Genomic DNA, 17,048 nt, shown 5'->3' on the forward strand with positions numbered 1-17,048 from the left:
CCTCGCTCTAAGCCTCGGCGGCGTGCCGGCCGGCCGGCAGACCGCCCTGTGCCGCCCGGAAGGCGGCGTAGTCGTCGGCGAGCGCCTGAGCGATCACCGGCGTGGCGTTGATCGGCTTGTAGGCCAGCGGCTCCAACCGCCCGGTAAACGGCCGCAAGGCGCCGGCCATCGCCAGCCCCGCGAACATCCGCCGGTGGCGGATATAGGTACGCGGCAGGTCGAACAGCAGCACCGGCGCGCCGGTGGACACCGCCTCGCTGACCATGTTCGCCGAATCGGAGGTGACCACCACCGCGTCGGCCAGCGCCAGCATCGCCACGTAGGGGTTGTCGCCGCCGCCGTCCCAGAGGAAGCCGCCGGTCTCCGAGACGAGGGTGCGGATCGCGTCGCGCAGGGGGTCCGGCGTGCGGCGCGAGACGGTGACCATCAGCCGGCAGCCCGACCCGGCGAGCTTGCGCAGGTCGTCGACCAGGCGCTGCATGTCGAGGGCGCGATAGCTCAGGTGTCGGCTGTCCCCGCCGATCAGCACCGCGACCCGCGGCCCGTCGAGCGCCGTCAGCCGGGGGTCCGGCCGCGCGCGGGCAGCCGCGATCCGCTCGGCGGTGACGAGGTGCGGCGCGGTCAGCGTGGTGAAGACGTTGGGGCCGCGCAGGTCGTCGTAGTCGGGCACCCAGATGAAGTCGGCGCTGTCGTGCCCGGTGCGCGGGTCCTTCAGGAAGGCGGTGAAGGTGCGTCCCGGCGCGGCCCGGCGCATCGCGCGGAGATAAGGCACCGCGCGCCGCCCGGAGGCGATCAGGATGTCGGGATAGGGCCCGGCCAGCGCGCCGCGGCTGCGATACGGGCCCTGGCGCGGGTCGATCGGCCCCCACGGCGCCGTCCAGCCGAACGGGCCGTGCGACGGCACCCGGCGGATCTCGTAGGACAGGCGAAGGGTCTCGGCGATGCCGACGCACTGGTTCTCGTCGCCGGCCTTGCCGTCGGTGACGATCCAGGCGCGGGCGCCGGAAAGCGCCGGGGCGGCGTGCGTCTCGGAGGGGGGGATCACGTCAGTCGACGGGCAGGTTGCGGACGAGCCAGTCGGCGTAGATGTCGGCGATGGCGGTCACGCGGCGGCGCTCGGATTGCGGATCGTACCACGCCCCGCCGAAGCTCGACGGGGTGGCGGTGAGCTGCGGGTGGCGCCCGAGGATCGCGCCGTCGCGGGCGACCAGCAGCGCCTCGCCGTCGAGGTAGTCGTTCTGCGAGCCGCCCCCGAAGCCGGAGCGGCCGCTGTTGTTGCCGCCGGCGTAGGGCCGCAGCGAGAAGCCGCGGACCAGGACCACGAGGCTCGGGCCGCGGCCGCCGAGGCGGGCCGCGAAGCGGCTGCGCAGGGCCGCGGTCAGGTCGGCGCGCAGCGCCTCGGCCTGGGCCCCGGCGCCGAGCGCCACGAGCGGGCGCACGTCGACGCGGACGTCGGAGAAGCGGCCGCCCCGCAGGCTCGGAAAATCGCCGGCCGAGGCCGGGGCGGCGACGGCCGAAGCGGTCACGGCCAGGGCGGTCACGGCCGGTGCGGCCAGAGCCGGGAGGGCCAGCAGCCCGGCGATCCAGCGTCGCGCCATCCGCACCGGTCAGCCCCCGTACCGGATGCCGACGACCTCGTAGGACTTGCCGCCGCCGGGCGTCGTCACCTCGACGGAATCGCCGACGCCCTTGCCGATCAGCGCCCGCGCGATCGGCGAGGTGATCGAGACCCGGCCCGAATGCACGTCGGCCTCGGGCTCGCCGACGATCTGGTAGGTCTTCTCTTCCTCGGTATCGTCGTCGACGAGCTTCACGGTCGCGCCGAACTTGATCTTGTCGCCCGAGAGCTTGGTGACGTCGATGATCTCGGCGCGCGCGATCAGGCTCTCCAGCTCGAGCACGCGGCCCTCGTTGTGGGACTGCGCCTCCTTGGCGGCGTGATACTCGGCGTTCTCGGAAAGGTCGCCGTGCGCGCGCGCCTCGGAGATCGCCGCGACGATGCGCGGGCGCTCCACCTGCTGGCGGCGCTTCAGCTCCTCCCCCATGGCTGCGAAGCCACGCACCGTGATCGGAACCTTGTCTATCGCCATCGTCTCGCGCCACAATGAAGAGGCCCGGCCGGACGCGGGGATGCCGCGCCCTCCGGGCCAGATTCCAAAACCTGTCCGAGCGCAGGGTCCGCGATCGGTCAGAAACGTCGTGTCGCCGCCCGGCTTCAGGCTGCGAAGTATTCCTGCAGGGCGCGGACCCGAAGGTCACCTTCGAGATAGGCCTGAATGCCCTCGGCCGCCGCCATCGCTCCGGCCAGAGTGGTGTAGTACGGCACCTTATGCAAGAGGGCCGCCCGGCGGAGCGAGCGCGAGTCCGACAGCGCGCCGGCCCCCTCGGTGGTGTTCAGGACGAGCTGGATGTCACCGTTCTTGATCGAGTCGACCACGTGCGGCCGGCCTTCGAGCACCTTGTTCACCCGGTCGCAGGCGACGCCGTTCTCGACGAGGTAGCGCTGGGTGCCGCCGGTCGCCACGATCGCGAAGCCGAGCCCGGCCAGCAGCCGGATCGAGGGCAGGATGCGCGCCTTGTCGCCGTCGCGCACCGAGACGAACACCGTCCCCGAGCGCGGCACCTTGGTGCCCGAGCCGAGCTGGCTCTTGGCGAAGGCGACGCCGAAGCCGGCATCGAGCCCGATGACCTCGCCGGTGGAGCGCATCTCAGGCCCGAGCAGCACGTCGACGCCGGGGAAGCGCGCGAACGGGAACACCGCCTCCTTCACCGCGATGTGGTTGAGGACCTTCTTCTTCAGCCCGAACGCGGCCAGGGCCTCGCCAGCCATGACCCGGGCGGCGATCTTGGCGATCGGCTCGCCGATCACCTTGGCGACGAACGGCACCGTGCGGGACGCGCGCGGGTTCACCTCCAGCACGTAGATCGTGCCGTCCTTGATCGCGTACTGCACGTTCATCAGGCCGCCGACCTTCAGCGCCAGCGCCATCGCCTTGGTCTGGCGCTCCAGCTCGGCGATGATCTCGGGCGAGAGCGAGCGCGAGGGCAGCGAGCAGGCCGAGTCGCCGGAATGGATGCCGGCCTCCTCGATGTGCTCCATGATCCCGGCGATGAACACGTCGGTGCCGTCGCAGACCGCGTCGACGTCGATCTCGACCGCATCCGACAGGTAGCGGTCGAACAGCAGCGGGTTCTTGCCGAGCACCGTGTTGATCTGGCCGGTCTTGTCGTTGGGGTAGCGCGACTTGACCTCGGACGGGATCAGGCTCGGCAGGGTGTCGAGCAGGTAGTCGGCGAACTGGGTCTCGTCGCGGATGATCGCCATGGCGCGGCCGCCGAGCACGTAGCTCGGGCGCACCACGAAGGGCAGGCCGAGGTCGGCCGCGACCATCCGGCCCTGCTCGACCGAGTAGGCGATGCCGTTCTTGGGCTGCTTCATCCCGAGCTTGTCGAGGAGCCGCTTGAACTGGTCGCGGTCCTCGGCGAGATCGATCGCGTCCGGCGAGGTGCCGAGGATCGGCACGCCGGCGGCTTCGAGCGCGCGGGCGAGCTTCAGCGGCGTCTGGCCGCCGAACTGGACGATGACCCCGTGCAGGGTACCGTTCTGCCGCTCGGTCTCGATGATCTCGAGCACGTCCTCCTGCGTCAGCGGCTCGAAGTAGAGCCGGTCGGAGGTGTCGTAATCGGTCGAGACCGTCTCCGGGTTGCAGTTGACCATGATGGTCTCGAAGCCCGCCTCCGACAGCGCGTAGCAGGCGTGGCAGCAGCAATAGTCGAACTCGATGCCCTGGCCGATCCGGTTCGGGCCGCCGCCGAGGATGATGACCTTCCTGGCCGCGGTCGGCTGGGCCTCGTCGGCGACCGTGCCGGCGAAGGGGGCGACGTAGGTCGAGTACATGTAGGCGGTCGGCGCCTTGAACTCGGCGGCGCAGGTGTCGATCCGCTTGAACACCGGCCGCACCTTCAGCGCGCGGCGCGCCTCGCGCACCGACGGCTCGTCGGTCCCGGCGAGGACGGCCAGGCGCGCGTCGGAGAAGCCCGCGGCCTTGAGCTGGCGGAACGCGCCCGGCGTCGCCGGCAGGCCGTGCGCCTTGACCCGGTTCTCCAGGTCGATGATGCCCTGCAGCTGCTCCAGGAACCACGGGTCGATCTTGCACGAGGCGTGGACCTCGGCATGGCTCACCCCGAGGCGCAACGCCTGCGCGACGTTGAGCAGCCGGTCCGGCGTCGGCGTGCCGATCGCCGCCTTGATCGCGTTGTGGTCGTCGCCCTTGCCGAGCCCCTCGATCTCGATCTCGTCGAGGCCGGTGAGCCCGGTCTCGAGGGAGCGCAGGGCCTTCTGCAGCGATTCGGCGAAGCACCGGCCGATCGCCATCGCCTCGCCGACCGACTTCATCGCGGTGGTCAGCGTCGGCTCGGCGCCGGGGAACTTCTCGAACGCGAAGCGGGGGATCTTGGTGACGACGTAGTCGATCGTCGGCTCGAACGAGGCCGGGGTCGCGCCGCCGGTGATGTCGTTGGCGATCTCGTCGAGGGTGTAGCCGACGGCCAGCTTGGCCGCGACCTTGGCGATCGGGAAGCCGGTGGCCTTCGACGCCAGCGCCGAGGAGCGCGACACGCGCGGGTTCATCTCGATGACGATCATCCGGCCGGTGGCCGGGTCGATGGCGAACTGCACGTTCGAGCCGCCGGTCTCGACGCCGATCTCGCGCAGCACCGCGAGGGATGCGTCGCGCATCACCTGGTATTCCTTGTCGGTCAGCGTCAGCGCCGGCGCGACGGTGATGGAATCGCCGGTGTGGACGCCCATCGGGTCGATGTTCTCGATCGAGCAGACGATGATGCAGTTGTCCGCCTTGTCGCGGACGACCTCCATCTCGTACTCCTTCCAGCCGAGCACCGATTCCTCGATCAGCACCTCGTTGGTCGGCGACGCGTCGATGCCGCGCTCGACGATGTCGAGGAATTCCTCGCGGTTGTAGGCGATGCCGCCGCCGGTGCCGCCCATGGTGAAGGACGGCCGGATGATCGCCGGCAGGCCGACCTCGGCGAGCGCGATCAGCGCCTGGCCCAGCGCGTGCTCGATGTAGCGCTTGCGCCGGTCGCCCTCGCCCGCATGCCAAGTCTTCTCGAAGGCGGCGACCGCCGCGTCCCGGTCGGCACCCGCAGGCCACTGCGCCTCGATGCGGGCGATCTCGGCGAGGCGCCTGTCGCGGTCGGCCTTCTTCGGCACCGAGGCGTTGGCGAGCTCCGATTTCGGCGTCTCGAGGCCGATCTTGGTCATCGCGTCGCGGAAGAGATGGCGGTCCTCGGCCTTGTCGATGGCCTCGGCCGTCGCGCCGATCATCTGCACGCCGTACTTCTCCAGCACGCCCATGCGCTGGAGCGAGAGCGCGCAGTTCAGCGCGGTCTGGCCGCCCATGGTCGGCAGGATCGCGTCCGGCCGCTCCTTCTCGATGATCTTGGCGACGATCTCCGGGGTGATCGGCTCGACGTAGGTCGCATCCGCCATGTCCGGGTCGGTCATGATGGTGGCCGGGTTCGAGTTGACCAGCACGATCCGGTAGCCCTCCTCGCGGAGCGCCTTGCAGGCCTGGGTGCCGGAATAGTCGAACTCGCAGGCCTGCCCGATGATGATCGGCCCCGCACCGACGATGAGGATCGAGGAGATATCGGTGCGCTTCGGCATCGGACGCCTTGGATGCGCTCACGCGTGCCCGACCGCGCAGCCCGGCTCTCGGGGCGGCGCGGATGGGCGCAGGCGGCGGGATTGTCGTTGAGACCCGCGTCTACACGCAGCCGGAGGCGTTTGAAAGGGCGTGTGCACGCATGGTTGGGCCGCCCCGAAACCGGGGACGCGTTTCCGACCCGGCCGGGATGGGTTCAAGCCCTCTCAACGCTCGACCGGATGATGCGCCCTCCTCCCGCACGCGGGGAAAGGGATCGCTTGGCTGTCGAAGCGGGAGCGGAGAAACCGCCTTGCTCGCGTCAGAGGCCGGCGTAGAGCGCGGCGACGGCGCGGTCGATCGAGAGGTAGAACACGCCGAAGGCGACCAGCGCCGCGACCGCGAACTCCATGGCGACGCTCGGAAGCGTCTGCGAGCGGCGGATCACCTCGCGGCCGAAGACCAGCGAGACCCAGGCCAGCGTCAGCAGCGCCGGCATCACGAACAGGTAGGAGACCGTGCTCTCGATGTGGTCGAGGCCGTTGGCCGGGTCGAGGATCGCGCGGATGTTGCGCACCCACGGCGCGTAGCAGGCGGCGTAGAGCGTGGTCAGCCACGACAGGCCGACGGCGACCCCGAGATGGAAGCTGAAGATGCGGTGCAGACGGGAGAAGTCGTCGCGCGCGTCGTCGAAGGTCATTCGTCAGCCCCGTTCATCGTCGAGATCGGCCCGGCGACGATCGTTGCGGCGTCGTCGTTAACGGGCGGTTGACGACGGGATGGGGGACGATCCTGTGTTTTGTGTGACGCCGGGCCCCAGGCCCGGCGCCCAAATCGTGGCAGTCCCGGTCTAGCCGACGCCCTCGAACAGCGCCGAGGAGATGTAGCGCTCGGCGAACGAGCACGCGACCGTGACGATGCGCTTGCCCTTGAACTCCGGCCGGCTCGCCAGCTCCAGCGCCGCCGCGACGTTGCCGCCGGTGGAGATGCCGCCGGGGATGCCCTCGAGGCGGGCGAGCTCGCGGGCGGTCTCGAACGCCTGCTGGTTCGAGACGGTGATCACGCCGTCGACGATCGCGCGGTCGAGGTTGTCCGGGATGAAGCCGGCGCCGATGCCCTGGATCTTGTGCGGCCCCGGCTGCCCGCCGGAGATGACCGGCGAATCCGTCGGCTCGACCGCGAACACCTTCAGGTTCGGCAGGCGCGGCTTCAGCACCGAGCCGACGCCGGTGATCGTCCCGCCGGTGCCGACGCCGGCCACGAACGCGTCGAGCTGGCCGTCGGTGTCGTTCCAGATCTCTTCCGCCGTCGTCTTGCGGTGGATCTCCGGGTTGGCGGGGTTCGAGAATTGCTGCGGCATCACCGAGCCGGGGATCTCGCCGAGCAGCTCCTCGGCCTTGGCGATGGCGCCCTTCATGCCCTGCGGGCCGGGCGTCAGCGCCAGCTCGGCGCCGAGGAAGGCCAGCATCTTGCGGCGCTCGAGCGACATCGTCTCGGGCATCACCAGGATCAGGCGGTAGCCGCGGGCGGCGGCCACGAAGGCCAGGGCGATGCCGGTGTTGCCCGACGTCGGCTCGACCAGGGTGCCGCCGGGCTTCAGCTTGCCCGAGGCCTCTAGCGCGTCGATCATGTTGACGCCGATGCGGTCCTTCACGCTGGCGATCGGGTTGAAGAACTCGAGCTTCAGCAGGATCTCGGCGTCGATGCCGCGCGCCTGCGGCAGGCGATTCAGGCGGACGAGCGGCGTGTTGCCGATCGTCTCGGTGATCGAGCCGTAGACGCGGCCATGGCCGGGCTTGCGGGCTGGGGTCTCGACAGATGCCATGGTCGCGAATCTCCGAAGGACGCTCAGGTGACGGCGCGCCGGGCCGCCCGCGCGGGGGCGGGACCGGGCGTTTCCGGAGCCGGGATATCGCGTGCGGCGGGCGGGGGCAATCGGGCCAAGTGCCGGATACGGCGATCATTTTCTCCCGCGGCGGCGTGCCTCGCCGAAGCGTGGAAGATCGCTTCTGCGCGGCCGGCGATACGGGGAAGATCGTTCTTCGCCGGCCGGGTCGCGGCGGCTGCGTCAGCGGGCGCCGAGCGCGAGAAGGAGGCCGAGGAGCGGCACGGCGGCTGCGATCCAGGCCGCGCCGGGGTGGAAGCTCGGCGGCGCGACGTAGCGGGAGGCGTCGTGCACGCCCGCGCGGAGGGTCGCTCGCCCGAGACCGATCTTTGCCGCCATGCGCCCCTCCGACCGTGAACCGGATCGAAGAAGGCGCGGGGGCGTCTCAAGGCCTGGTGAATCGGGCCCGGCCGCGTGGAAGCGTGGTCAACGGCGCCTTAAAGCGCGCGGTCGAACTTCAGCTCGCCGTTGGGGCTCTTCAGCACGAGCTGCGAGCCGACCATGTCCCACTGCGCCGCCGTGCGGAGCGCCACGAAGTAAGCCTGCTCGGTCGCCTGGAGGCTCTTGTCGCAGGACTTCTTGGTGAGGGCGAGCGGGCCGACCGCGAGGTGCTGCTCCTTGAGCGGGAAGGCGGTCGCCGCGAAGGTGTTGCAGCCGCCGTAGCCGCGGGCGCGGTACTGCTTGTCGATGATGAAGCTCGGCCGGTCGGTGCCGCCGAACGGCTTGCCGTTGATGCTCACCGCGGTCCAGGTCGAGTCCAGCGGAAACACCTTCTCGGTCTGCTTGGCGCCGGGGATGTACTGCTCTTTCTTGTCCTCGCCGCCGGGCCGGCGGTTGCCCTTGCCGAAGCCGCTGATCGAGTTCTGCGCCCTCGTCTCGGTCGCCGTGGTGAGAACCAGCGCACCGGCGGCGCAGGCCAGAGCGGCGATTAGCATCGGTTTCATGGTACGCCCCTTGTCCCTCGTTTCCGGTGCGCCACCCTCGGGATGCCTTGGAGGCATTCGGGAGCCCGTGCCTGGGCCCGTGGCGGCGCGCGGAAGCGCCAATGCGATAGGATTTCAGCACAATTGTGGTCAAGGCGGCCGCAGGCGGGCTTTTGTCGGCGTCCCGCGCGAAGTTCGCCGGCCCGTCCGCAGGATTCGGGGCCGTTCGCCGGAATTCTGAAACGATCCGCGTTCCGCTCCGTTGTCACGCACCGGATGGCGGTCGGCCAGATCGGCGAATCGAGGAGAGTTCGGCTTGGCGGGATCTGACGAAGGTGGGCAGAGCGGCGCTGCCCCGAGGCCGTTGAGCCCGGTCCAGTCGCGGGCCGCGCGGGGGCTGCTCGGCTGGTCCGAGGCCGACCTGGCCGCCAAGGCCGGGCTCGATGCGGGCTTCGTGCGCGACTTCGAGGCCGGCACCGGCGATCCGCCCTCGGGCCAGGTCGAGGTCCTGCGCAGCGCGCTGATGACGGCCGGCGTCGCCTTCAGCGAGGACGGCAGCTCCGGCGTCCGGCTCACGCAGACCGGCGGCGAGGGCACCCGCCTCGACGCCCTGACCACTGAGAACGACCGCTGACCCGGACGCGGGGGCGCCGTCGGCGCCCGCGCTCCCGTGCCGCCTATGCGGCGACACCGCGTCGGCTCAGGATCGCACGATCCGAGGGCGCGGGGTGCGGGCGATGGCGGACCACAAGGCCGAGCTTCGCGAGACCCTGCGCAAGATGGAGGTCGCGACCGGCGAGGCGGCCGCGGCCTGCCTTCCGCGCCTCGTGGCGCGGCTGCGCCACCACGAGACCCGGCTTCCCGGTCATCCGCTGATCCGCCCGTGGCGACGCTGGCGCATCCGCCGCCTCGCCGATGCCGTCGAGGAGGCGCGCTGGCACGTCGAGCAGGGGCGGCTCGCCCGGATGGGCGGGCTGTCCGGCCGCCGCTAGGCCGATCTTGCGGACAGGGCCGCCGCTCGTGCAAAGGGATGCCATGAGTGCGCCGCACCATCCGGAGACAACGCCCGTGACCGCAGACAACCCGCGCCGGCCCGACCACGCGGTCGATCCGATCTTCGTCGATCGCCGCTCCCCCCGCCTGTTCACCGGCGAGGCGGTACCCGAGGCGGAGCTGATGCGGATGTTCGAGGCGGCGCGCTGGTCGCCCTCCTCCTACAATTCCCAGCCCTGGCGCTTCCTCTACGCTCTGCGCGACGACGCGAACTGGGAGACGTTCTACGGCCTGATCCTGCCGGGCAACCAGAAATGGGCAATTGGCACCGGCGCACTGGTGTTCCTCGTCTCCAGCGAGCGCATGAAGGTCGGCGACGAGCTCAAGCCGGCGGGGAGCCATGCGCTCGATGCCGGCGCCGCCTCGCTCGCCTTCCAGCTCCAGGCCAACCGCCAGGGCTGGCACGTCCACGGCATGGGCGGCTTCGACCGCGCGCGGGCGCCGGGCGTGCTCAACGTGCCGGAGCACCACACCATCCAGGCCGCCTACGGCGTCGGCCGCGCGGTGGCGCCGGAACACCTCGACGACGAGCAGCGTGCCAAGGAGGCCCATAACGGCCGGCGCCCGATCACCGACTTCGTCTTCTCCGGCGGCTTCCCCGCGACCGGCGGCTAGACGCGGGTGGACGCGCCCGAGGCCGGCTTCCGCTGGGACATCCCGGCCCGGTACAACATCGGCGTCGACGTCTGCGACCGCTGGGGCACCGCCGAGCCGGAACGCCCGGCGATCCTGGAGGTCGCCGCCGACGGCACCGTCGCGACCACGACGTTCGGGCGGCTTCGCACGGACTCGGATCGGCTCGCCGGAGCGCTCGCCGGCCGCGGGATCGGCCCGGGCGACCGCGTCGCGGTGCTGCTGCCGCAATCGACCGCCGTGATGGTGGCGCACGCCGCCGCCTACAAGCTCGGCGCCATCGCGCTGCCGCTCGCCGGCCTGTTCGGCCCGGAGGCGCTGGCCTACCGCCTCGCCGACTCCGGCGCGCGCGCCTGCATCACCGACGCGGCCGGGCTGGCCAAGCTCGAGCCGATCCGCGGGCAGCTGCCTGAGCTGTCCCTGCTGGTCTCGGTCGACGGCGCCTCGGGCGACGCGCTCGGCCTCGCCGACCTGCTCGCGGCCGCCGCACCCGACTTCTCGGCCCACGACACCGGCCCCGACGACCCGGCGCTGATGATCTACACCTCCGGCACCACGGGACAGGCGAAGGGCGCCCTGCACGGGCACCGGGTGCTGCTCGGCCACCTGCCCGGCTTCGACCGGATGCATGCCTTTCCGCCGCGCCCCGGCGACCTGATGTGGACGCCCTCGGACTGGGCCTGGGCCGGCGGCCTGCTCAACGTGGTGATGCCGGCGCTGCGCCACGGCGTGCCGGTGGTGGCCCGCGCCGCCCGGTTCGAGGCCGACGCCGCCTTCCGGCTGATCGAGCGCTTACGGATCACCAACGCCTTCCTCGCGCCGACCGCCCTGCGGATGCTGCGCGCGGTCGAGGCGCCGCGTACGCGCTACGACCTCTCGTCGCTGCGCAACGTCGCCTCGGCCGGCGAGGCGCTCGGCGCCGACACCTATCGCTGGGCGGAGGACGCGCTCGGGCTCGCCGTCGGCGAGGCCTACGGGCAGACCGAATGCAACCTCGTGCTCGCGGCCGCGCCGGCGGAAGGGATCGGCCGGGCGGGCTCGGCCGGCAAGCCGGTGCCGGGCCACCGCGTCGCGATCCTGCGGCCCGACGGCAGCGAGGCCGGCACGGACGAGCCGGGCGAGATCGCCGTCGCCCGCCCCGATCCGGTGATGTTCCTGCGCTACTGGAACCAGCCCGAGGCGACCGCGCGGAAGTTTTCCGGCGACTGGATGCTCACCGGCGACCAAGCCCGGCGCGACGCGGACGGCTACGTCCACTTCGTCGGCCGCGACGACGACCTGATCACCTCGGCGGCCTACCGGATCGGCCCCGCCGAGATCGAGGCCTGCCTGTGCGCCCACCCGGCCGTGGCGCTCGCCGCCGCGGTCGGCAAGCCCGATCCGCTGCGCACGGAGATCGTGAAGGCCTTCCTCGTCCTGCGCCCGGGCTACGCCGCCTCTCCGGCGCTCGCCGACGAGATCCAGGCCTTCGTGCGCACGCGGCTCTCGGCCCACGAGTACCCGCGCGAGATCGCCTTTCGCGACGCCCTGCCGATGACCACCACCGGCAAGATCATCCGCCGGGCGCTGCGCGACGCGGAGTGAGGCGGATGGCCTCTCTCCCCCCTCTGCGGGGGAGGGTGGGCCTCGCGTCAGCGAGGGTCGGGAGAGGGGAGCGACCTCTCCGGACAGCGCGCTCCCCTCTCCCGACCCGCTTCGCGGGCCACCCTCCCCCGCAGAGGGGGGAGGGAAGAGCCCTGTCGAGACTTCAGCGGCTTCCCCGGACGGGGTTTCGCCTCACACGAACAGCCGCTCGCCCTGCAGGTCCTTGTACAGCCCCGCCACCTGCTCGCCGTAGCCGTTGTAGATCAGCGTCGGGACGCGGGTGTCGGTGCCGAGCACGCGCTCGCTCGCCTGGCTCCAGCGCGGGTGCGGCACCGCCGGGTTGACGTTGGCCCAGAAGCCGTACTCGGACGGGCCGAGCGCCTCCCAGAAGGTCTTCGGCCGCTCGGCCACGAACGAGACCTTCACGATCGACTTGATCGACTTGAACCCGTACTTCCACGGCAGCGCGAGGCGGATCGGCGCGCCGAACTGGTTCGGCAGCGCCTTGCCGTAGATGCCGGTGGCGACGAAGGCGAGGTCGTTGCCGGCCTCCGCCATCGTCAGCCCCTCGACGTAAGGCCACGGGTAAAAGGTGCGCTGGCCCGGCGCCATCTTGCGGTCGAGGAAGGTCGTCAGCTGGACGTACTTCGCCCCCGAGGCGGGCTTGGCCAGCGCCACGAGCTTGGACAGCGGGAAACCGGTCCACGGCACCGCCATCGACCACGCCTCGACGCAACGGTGGCGGTAGAGCCGCTCCTCCAGCCCGATCTTACGGATCAGGTCCTCGACGCCGAGCTCGAACGGCTTCTCGACGAGGCCGTCGATCTTGATCGTCCACGGGCTGGTCTTGAGCGCGTCGGCGGCCGGCAGCACGGTCTTCGAGGTGCCGAACTCGTAGAAGTTGTTGTAGTCGCCGCTGAAGGCCTCCGGCGTCAGCGGGCGGTCGAGGGCGTAGGCGTCGTTGCGCTTGGCCGGATAGGGCCCCGTGTCGGCGAAGGCCCGCCCGCCCAGCATCGCCGCCGCGGCGAGCCCGGCGGAGCCGCCAAGCAGCGCCCGCCGGTCGAGGAACACGGATTCCGGGGTAACGAGGTGCTCGGGAATCTCCCAGCCGCGCAACCGCTTGATCAGCATCGTCGTCTCCGCACTGTCCTGCCCGCCACGTGTCGCGACCGTCCCCTCGAGGGGCCGGTGGACCGCTGCGCGCGTCTTGTTCGCCGTCTACGGCGGAGGGGTTACCTCCGTTTCGGATCCGGTCGGCGGCGCTTCGTCGCGGAGCATCCGGCGCAGGACCTTGCCGACGTTGGTCTTCGGCAGGCTCTGGTGCAGCACGACCCTGCGCGGCACCTTGTAGCCGGTGAGCTGGGTCCGGGCATGCGCGCGGATCGCCTCGGCGGTGAGCGCGGGGTCGCGCAGGACGACGTGGGCCACCACCATCTCGCCGGTCTCGGCGTGAGGCGCGCCGACCACGGCGCATTCGAGCACGCCGGGATGGGCCGACAGCACGTCCTCGACCTCGTTCGGGTAGACGTTGAAGCCGGAGACGAGGATCATGTCCTTCATCCGGTCGACGATCCGCACCTGCCCGTCCGCCTCCATCACGGCGATGTCGCCCGTGCGGAAGAACCCGTCCGCGGTGGTCGCCGCGGCGGTCTCGTCGGGGCGCTTCCAGTAGCCCTTCATCACCTGCGGCCCGTACACGCAGATCTCGCCGGGGGTGCCGGCGGGCACCGGCATCCCGTCCGAGCCGCGGATCGACACGTCGGTCGAGGGCAGCGGATAGCCGATCGTGCCGGACCACGCCGCGAGGCGATACGGGTTGACGCAGACCACCGGCGAGGTCTCCGACAGGCCGTAGCCCTCGATGATGGTCTTGCCGGTGATCGCCTTCCAGCGCGCGGCGACCGCGCTCTGCACCGCCATGCCGCCGGCCACCACGTAGTCGAGCTGCGAGAAGTCGACCGTGCCGATCTTCGGGTGGTTGTTCAGCAGGTTGAAGAGCGTGTTGACGCCGGAGAAGTGGGTGAACCGGGTCCTCGACAGCGTCCTCACGAAGCCGTCGCCGTCGCGCGGGTTCGGGATCAGGAGGCAGCTCCCGCCGGTGCGCATGAAGAAGAAGAAGCAGCAGGTCAGCGCGAAGATGTGATACAGCGGCAGCGCCGTGACCATCACCCGGCCGGGCTCGTCGAGGCCCTCGAACCAGACCTCGCTCTGGACGACGTTCACCATGATGTTGCGGTGGGTCAGCATCGCCGCCTTGGCGACGCCGGTGGTGCCGCCGGTGTATTGCAGGAAGGCGAGGTCGTCCTGCGTCACGGCGGCCTTCGGCGCCGTCAGCCCCCTGCCCTGGCGCATCACCGCGTCGAGCCGCACCGCCTTGCCCGCCGGCAGGACGAAGGGCGGCACCGCCTTTTTCAGGTGGCGGGAGGCGAGGTCGATCACCCGGCCCTTGAGCCCGAGGCCGTCGCCCGGACCGGCGAGCACCACGCGGTCGAGGTCGATCCCGGGCAGCGCCTCGGCGACGGTGTGGGCGAAGTTCTCGAGCACGAACAGGATGCGGGCGCCGGAATCGTTGAGCTGCGCCGACAGCTCGCGCGGCGTGTAGAGCGGGTTGATGTTCACCACCGTGCCGCCGGCGACCAGCACCCCGAAGATCGCCACCGCGTAGGCCGGCACGTTCGGCATCATGATCGCGACGCGGTCGCCTCTGGCGAGGCCCTGGGCGGCGAGCCACGCGGCGACGGCACGACTGGCGCTCCCGAGCGCGGCATAGGTCATCGAGGAGCCGAAGCACGTCAGCGCCGGCCGGTCGGCGAAGCGCGCCGTGCTGGTCTCGAACAGGTCGACGAGGGTGCCGAGGCTGTCGGCGTCGATCTCCGCCGTCATGCCCGGCGGGTAGGCGGCGAGCCATGGGCGCGGTGCCCGGCTGTCCTGGATCACGGCGTTTCTCCATCGCGCGCGGCATTCGCGGCCACGCTTATCGGCTTTGTGCGTTCGCTCCCCTTGGCCCGGACTGTGGGGGATCGCTCCGCCCGCGGCAAGCAAGCGCCGGCGCCGAGGGTCCGCCGCAGCTGACAGCGCGGCCGTTATGGTGCGGCGATGCGGGTGCGCAGGCGGAAGGCCGAGACGACGGCGTGCGGCAGGGCGGCCGCCAGGACCAGGAGCGCGGCGATGCCGGCCTCCCGCGCGGTGAACGCCCGGTGCGGCCACGGCCCCGCGCCCTCGCTCCTCGCGAGCCCGAGCAGGGCGGCGGCGAACCACAGGGAAAGGACGCTGCAGAAGGCCAGCCCGATGCGGGCGCGCCAGCCGTCGCGCGGGCGGAGGCGCCCGCTGGCGAGCCAGCCGAACAGGCCGAGGATCGCGCCGAAGGCGATCGCCCCGACCGCGGCCCCGAGGGCGTAGGCGAGCCAGAGCGGCTGGCCGGTCAGGAACGCCATGCTGCCGCTGCCGTAGGCGCCGCGCAGGATCACGCCGCCGAAGGTCGGGTACGACCCGGCCGCCAGCAGCGTCGCGATCCCGACGGCGCACCAGGCGACGCGGCGCGGCAACCCGGCCGGCCCCGGCGCCGCGGCCGTCGCGACGAGGCGGGCGACGCCGTAGACCAGGGCGAAGGCGAACAGGGGATAGCTGTCGAGGAAGAACCCGTAGGCGCACGGCGCCAGCCAGTCCGGCAGGTCGGAACGCTGGCTGATCCCGGCCACGGCGACGAGACCGAGGCAGAGCAACGCCGCCGCCACGGGTGCGGCTGCGAGGGTTGTCCTGCGCATCGGGCGCTCCGCCGTGACGCGGCCGGGCCGCTACTTCGCCTCGTAGTGGTCGCGCACCAGCCGGTCCAGCAAGCGCACGCCCCAGCCGGCGCCCCAGCTCTTGTTGATCTCGCTCGCGGTCGAGGACATGCCGACGCCCGCGATGTCGAGATGCGCCCACGGCACGTCGTTGACGTAGCGCTTGATGAAGGCCGCCGCCGTCGCGGCGCCGCCGTGGCGGCCGCCGGTGTTCTTCATGTCGGCGAACTTCGAGTCGATCGCCTTGTCGTAGGCGGGGATGAGCGGCATCCGCCAGACCTTCTCGCCGACCGCCTCGCCGGTGGCGTGGATCTTCGCCGCCAGGTCGTCGTCGTTCGAGAACAGGCCGGCGATGTCCTGGCCCAGCGCCACGATGATCGCGCCGGTGAGCGTGGCGAGGTCGATCATGAACTTCGGCTTGTAGGCGCCCTGCACGTGCCAGATCACGTCGGCGAGGACGAGGCGGCCTTCCGCGTCGGTATTGATCACCTCGATGGTCTGGCCCGACATCGAGGTGACGATGTCGGACGGCCGGTAGGAGGCGCCGTCGGGCATGTTCTCGACGATGCCGATGGCGCCGACCACGTTGACCCGCGCCTTGCGGGCGGCGAGCGCGTGCAGGGTGCCGACGACGGCGGCCGCGCCGCCCATGTCGCCCTTCATGTCCTCCATGCCGCCGGCCGACTTGATCGAGATGCCGCCGGAATCGAACACCACACCCTTGCCGATGAAGGCCACCGGCGCCTCGCCGGCCGGGCCGCCGTTCCAGCGCATCACCACGACCCGCGGCTCGCGCACCGAGCCCTGCGCCACGGCCAGAAGCGCGCCCATGCCGAGCTCGCGCATCCGGGCCGGCTCCAGCACCTCGACCTCGACGCCGAGCCTGGTCAGCTCGGAGGCGCGACGGGCGAACTCTTCCGGCGTCAGGACGTTCGGCGGCTCGTTGATCAGGTCGCGGGCCAGCGTCACGCCCTCGGCGACGGCGGTGCTCGCCTGCGCCACGGCCTCTGCCTCGGCGTGGCCGGCGAGCATCAAGGTCAGCGTGGTCGCGGCCTTGGTGTCCTCGGCGTCGGGCTTCTTCTTGGTCTTGTAGCGGTCGAAGCCGTAGCTGCGCAGGCGCGCGCCGAGGGCGAAGTCGGCGGCGTTCGCCGCCGCGATCGCGGCGTTCGGCCAGTCGAGCACCACGCGGGCCTCGCGGCCCGAGACCTTGCCCGCGGTGAAGCCGCCGAGAACCGGCCAGTCGATCTTGGCGCGGTCCTTGTCGGTGCCGAGGCCGACCACCACCAGCCGATCGGCGTCGACGCCGGCCGGCGCCGGCAGCACCAGCGCGCTCGAGGCCCGCGCCTTGAACTTCTCGCTGCCGGCGGCGCGGGCGATCAGGTCGATGCCGCCCTGGCCGAGCGCATCCCGCGCGCCCGCGCCGAGCACGAGGTCGTCGCCGACGAACACCACGAGGTCCCCGGATCCGCCCCGGCCGAGGGGGGCGAAATGGATGGTGATGCCGTCCGACATGGCGTTGCCT

16 protein-coding genes are annotated in these 17,048 nt (G+C 71.5%); 4 read left to right on the forward strand and 12 right to left on the reverse strand.

The window, feature by feature from the left end; all coding sequences use genetic code 11:
- Window positions 1-7 precede the first annotated feature (7 nt).
- From ACFZ8E_RS21730 to ACFZ8E_RS21765, 8 genes are all read right to left on the reverse strand, one after another.
- Window positions 8-1,045, reverse strand: a complete 1,038-nt coding sequence (locus ACFZ8E_RS21730; protein ID WP_243951440.1) for a mitochondrial fission ELM1 family protein — start codon at window positions 1,043-1,045, stop codon at window positions 8-10.
- Window position 1,046: 1 nt separating this feature from the next.
- Window positions 1,047-1,598: a hypothetical protein gene (locus tag ACFZ8E_RS21735; RefSeq protein ID WP_405043757.1), complete on the reverse strand. Its 552-nt coding sequence runs from the start codon at window positions 1,596-1,598 to the stop codon at window positions 1,047-1,049.
- A gap of 9 nt (window positions 1,599-1,607) precedes the next feature.
- A complete protein-coding gene (greA, locus tag ACFZ8E_RS21740; RefSeq protein ID WP_405044429.1) occupies window positions 1,608-2,084 on the reverse strand; it encodes a transcription elongation factor GreA in 477 nt (158 codons plus the stop codon).
- A gap of 131 nt (window positions 2,085-2,215) precedes the next feature.
- Window positions 2,216-5,689: a carbamoyl-phosphate synthase large subunit gene (gene carB / locus ACFZ8E_RS21745; RefSeq protein WP_405043758.1), complete on the reverse strand. Its 3,474-nt coding sequence runs from the start codon at window positions 5,687-5,689 to the stop codon at window positions 2,216-2,218.
- A 299-nt stretch (window positions 5,690-5,988) separates the two neighbouring features.
- Entirely contained in the window at window positions 5,989-6,366 is a 378-nt protein-coding gene (locus tag ACFZ8E_RS21750) for a hypothetical protein (protein WP_147727012.1), read from the reverse strand.
- Window positions 6,367-6,516: 150 nt separating this feature from the next.
- Window positions 6,517-7,491, reverse strand: a complete 975-nt coding sequence (gene cysK, locus ACFZ8E_RS21755) for a cysteine synthase A (RefSeq protein WP_147841635.1) — start codon at window positions 7,489-7,491, stop codon at window positions 6,517-6,519.
- Window positions 7,492-7,734: 243 nt separating this feature from the next.
- Window positions 7,735-7,890 carry a hypothetical protein gene (locus ACFZ8E_RS21760; RefSeq protein WP_187276110.1) on the reverse strand — a complete coding sequence of 52 codons (156 nt, stop codon included), beginning with the start codon at window positions 7,888-7,890 and terminating at the stop codon, window positions 7,735-7,737.
- A gap of 98 nt (window positions 7,891-7,988) precedes the next feature.
- A complete protein-coding gene (locus ACFZ8E_RS21765; RefSeq protein ID WP_147727014.1) occupies window positions 7,989-8,495 on the reverse strand; it encodes an META domain-containing protein in 507 nt (168 codons plus the stop codon).
- A 343-nt stretch (window positions 8,496-8,838) separates the two neighbouring features.
- Between ACFZ8E_RS21765 and ACFZ8E_RS21770 the strand changes: the two genes are divergently transcribed.
- From ACFZ8E_RS21770 to ACFZ8E_RS21785, 4 genes are all read left to right on the forward strand, one after another.
- Complete coding sequence (locus ACFZ8E_RS21770; protein ID WP_147841634.1) at window positions 8,839-9,108, forward strand: XRE family transcriptional regulator; 270 nt, start codon at window positions 8,839-8,841, stop codon at window positions 9,106-9,108.
- Window positions 9,109-9,211: 103 nt separating this feature from the next.
- Window positions 9,212-9,466 (forward strand): hypothetical protein, encoded by a 255-nt coding sequence (locus ACFZ8E_RS21775; RefSeq protein ID WP_147729894.1) that lies wholly within the window; start codon window positions 9,212-9,214, stop codon window positions 9,464-9,466.
- Between the two features lie 76 nt (window positions 9,467-9,542).
- Window positions 9,543-10,142, forward strand: a complete 600-nt coding sequence (locus ACFZ8E_RS21780; protein WP_243933311.1) for a nitroreductase family protein — start codon at window positions 9,543-9,545, stop codon at window positions 10,140-10,142.
- A gap of 6 nt (window positions 10,143-10,148) precedes the next feature.
- Entirely contained in the window at window positions 10,149-11,744 is a 1,596-nt protein-coding gene (locus tag ACFZ8E_RS21785) for an AMP-binding protein (RefSeq protein WP_405043759.1), read from the forward strand.
- A gap of 192 nt (window positions 11,745-11,936) precedes the next feature.
- Here the strand turns inward: ACFZ8E_RS21785 and msrP are convergent, their stop codons facing one another.
- From msrP to ACFZ8E_RS21805, 4 genes are all read right to left on the reverse strand, one after another.
- A complete protein-coding gene (gene msrP, locus ACFZ8E_RS21790) occupies window positions 11,937-12,875 on the reverse strand; it encodes a protein-methionine-sulfoxide reductase catalytic subunit MsrP (protein WP_243933921.1) in 939 nt (312 codons plus the stop codon).
- A gap of 87 nt (window positions 12,876-12,962) precedes the next feature.
- Window positions 12,963-14,681, reverse strand: coding sequence for an AMP-binding protein (locus ACFZ8E_RS21795; RefSeq protein WP_405043760.1), 1,719 nt, complete (start codon window positions 14,679-14,681; stop codon window positions 12,963-12,965).
- A gap of 146 nt (window positions 14,682-14,827) precedes the next feature.
- The gene (locus tag ACFZ8E_RS21800; protein ID WP_405043761.1) at window positions 14,828-15,508 is read right to left on the reverse strand and encodes a hypothetical protein; all 681 of its coding nucleotides are present in this window, start codon (window positions 15,506-15,508) and stop codon (window positions 14,828-14,830) included.
- Between the two features lie 30 nt (window positions 15,509-15,538).
- Entirely contained in the window at window positions 15,539-17,038 is a 1,500-nt protein-coding gene (locus ACFZ8E_RS21805) for a leucyl aminopeptidase (protein WP_405043762.1), read from the reverse strand.
- Between the last annotated feature and the right edge of the window lie 10 nt (window positions 17,039-17,048).

Source organism: Methylobacterium sp. HMF5984 (genome assembly GCF_045033435.1).
Taxonomy (GTDB): Bacteria; Pseudomonadota; Alphaproteobacteria; order Rhizobiales; family Beijerinckiaceae; genus Methylobacterium.

What these genes read in the sequence shown, in the direction of transcription:
- ACFZ8E_RS21735 (WP_405043757.1), bottom strand. Translation starts at nt 1,598, where the DNA reads ATGGCGCGACGCTGGATCGCCGGGCTGCTGGCCCTCCCGGCTCTGGCC.
- carB (WP_405043758.1), bottom strand. Translation starts at nt 5,689, where the DNA reads ATGCCGAAGCGCACCGATATCTCCTCGATCCTCATCGTCGGTGCGGGG.
- ACFZ8E_RS21750 (WP_147727012.1), bottom strand. Translation starts at nt 6,366, where the DNA reads ATGACCTTCGACGACGCGCGCGACGACTTCTCCCGTCTGCACCGCATC.
- cysK (WP_147841635.1), bottom strand. Translation starts at nt 7,491, where the DNA reads ATGGCATCTGTCGAGACCCCAGCCCGCAAGCCCGGCCATGGCCGCGTC.
- ACFZ8E_RS21760 (WP_187276110.1), bottom strand. Translation starts at nt 7,890, where the DNA reads ATGGCGGCAAAGATCGGTCTCGGGCGAGCGACCCTCCGCGCGGGCGTG.
- ACFZ8E_RS21765 (WP_147727014.1), bottom strand. Translation starts at nt 8,495, where the DNA reads ATGAAACCGATGCTAATCGCCGCTCTGGCCTGCGCCGCCGGTGCGCTG.
- ACFZ8E_RS21775 (WP_147729894.1), top strand. Translation starts at nt 9,212, where the DNA reads ATGGCGGACCACAAGGCCGAGCTTCGCGAGACCCTGCGCAAGATGGAG.
- msrP (WP_243933921.1), bottom strand. Translation starts at nt 12,875, where the DNA reads ATGCTGATCAAGCGGTTGCGCGGCTGGGAGATTCCCGAGCACCTCGTT.
- ACFZ8E_RS21800 (WP_405043761.1), bottom strand. Translation starts at nt 15,508, where the DNA reads ATGCGCAGGACAACCCTCGCAGCCGCACCCGTGGCGGCGGCGTTGCTC.
- ACFZ8E_RS21805 (WP_405043762.1), bottom strand. Translation starts at nt 17,038, where the DNA reads ATGTCGGACGGCATCACCATCCATTTCGCCCCCCTCGGCCGGGGCGGA.